Source organism: Geobacillus zalihae NBRC 101842, assembly GCF_001544135.1.
Classification (GTDB): Bacteria; Bacillota; Bacilli; order Bacillales; family Anoxybacillaceae; genus Geobacillus; species Geobacillus zalihae.
On record NZ_BCPV01000127.1, the window covers coordinates 1 to 1,678 of the forward strand.

Below are 1,678 nucleotides of genomic sequence, written 5' to 3' on the forward strand. Positions count from 1 at the left end.
CCTGAATCCGTGACAAAACATCTTTACAATGGTCGCAAACCGTTGATACGATAAGGGAAAACGACGTTGACGATTCTTCATCAAGTAGGTGATATGATGAAAGATTTCCCGATTCGGTTTGTATTGACAGATGAAGCGATTACCCCAAGTGCTGGGCTTGCTCTCGTTGGCTACTTACTGCACCAAACGAAACTGGATAAACGGGTAAACGCACTTCGGCTTCCAACGGTTCGTCGAGAAGTGCACATTTCCCATAGCGATGTCATTCGCTCGATGATTGGCTTGCTTGCCACAGGAAAAACGGATTTCGATCATATCGAAGCGTATCGTCAGGACGATATCTTTTCGGCATCGATGGGGATTCAGCACGTGCCTTCCTCTCCAACCTTGCGACAACGACTCGATCAGCTCGCTTGTCTTCCGATGACCGAAACGATTCTTTGGGAGGAGTCCATACGTCTGTTGATTCAACGACATGCCACTTTGTCCCCTTGTTGGACCAAAGGAAAGACGACATGGCTTCCCCTTGATATAGATGGTTCCCCATTTGACAACTCCGATACGAAAAAAGAAGGAGTCAGTCGAACGTATAAAGGATTTGACGGTTTTACACCGTTGTTTGCGTATGCAGGGAAGGAAGGGTATCTCGTTCATGCCGAGTTGCGTCCAGGGAAACAACATGTGCAAGACAACATGCCCTCGTTTTTAGTCACCGCTATCCGTCGAGCTCGTCAACTGACTTCATCTCGTCTGCTTGTTCGCATGGATGCAGGAAACGATGCAGAAGCGAATGTGCACGTATGCCTAAAGGAAGACGTGGACTTTGTCATCAAGCGAAACTTACGCCGAGAATCGAAAGCGCTTTGGTTCCAGATCGCTTCGCAAAAGGGCAGACGCGTCGATGATGGACAAAGCGAAGGAGTACAAACGTATGAGTTATGCCTTCCACAGACCGCAGCGATCGATGGAAACACGTATACGTACGTTCAAGTCACCCAAGTGACGGAACGGACGATGGAACGAAATGGACAGCTGATGCTCGTTCCTGATTATGAAGTGGAAAGCTATTGGGTGCGGCTCAAAGGATACGAGCATGTTCGAATGAGCGATGTGCTCGCGTTGTATCATGACCATGCGACATGCGAACAGTTTCATAGCGAACTGAAGAGCGACTTAGATTTAGAGCGGCTTCCATCTGGGAAGATGAAAACGAATGCGCTCGTGTTGGTCATGGGAGCCTTCGTTTACAATCTTCTTCGTCTGATTGGACAAGATCTATTAAGCGATCCGAGACATCCGTTGCACCACAAAGTGAAACGCCGTCGCATCAAGACGATTATTCAGACGGTGATCACGATGGCAGGTCGACTCGTCCGCCGATCACGACAGATCTGGATGAAACTGACGCGAAGGAGTGGGTACAGTATACTCCTACTGAATGTGTATCAAAAATGGAAAGAGGCAAGATAACAAACAGATGTTCGGGTACTCATATCCATCACTCCCCCCTGTACTTTTTTTGTCTCTTTTTTGGTTTGTATCTCCATAAAAGAGGATTTATCTCGTTTTCAAACATGAAAGTGGTGCAGGGAATCATCAAAAAAAGGGATGTATGGATCATATATCCATAGAACTAACACCAAAATCAAAGTTGATTTCCAACCATCACGGATTCAGG

Annotated in this window: 1 protein-coding gene; it reads left to right on the forward strand. The window is 46.8% G+C overall.

What is annotated here, in order from left to right; all coding sequences use genetic code 11:
• Window positions 1–96: 96 nt before the first annotated feature.
• Window positions 97–1,470: an IS1380-like element ISGsp2 family transposase gene (locus GZ1_RS17650; RefSeq protein WP_047752210.1), complete on the forward strand. Its 1,374-nt coding sequence runs from the start codon at window positions 97–99 to the stop codon at window positions 1,468–1,470.
• Window positions 1,471–1,678: the final 208 nt, after the last annotated feature.

Bases quoted from the DNA above. Each gene is read 5' to 3' on its own strand.
- GZ1_RS17650 (WP_047752210.1), top strand. From the start codon at position 97: ATGAAAGATTTCCCGATTCGGTTTGTATTGACAGATGAAGCGATTACC.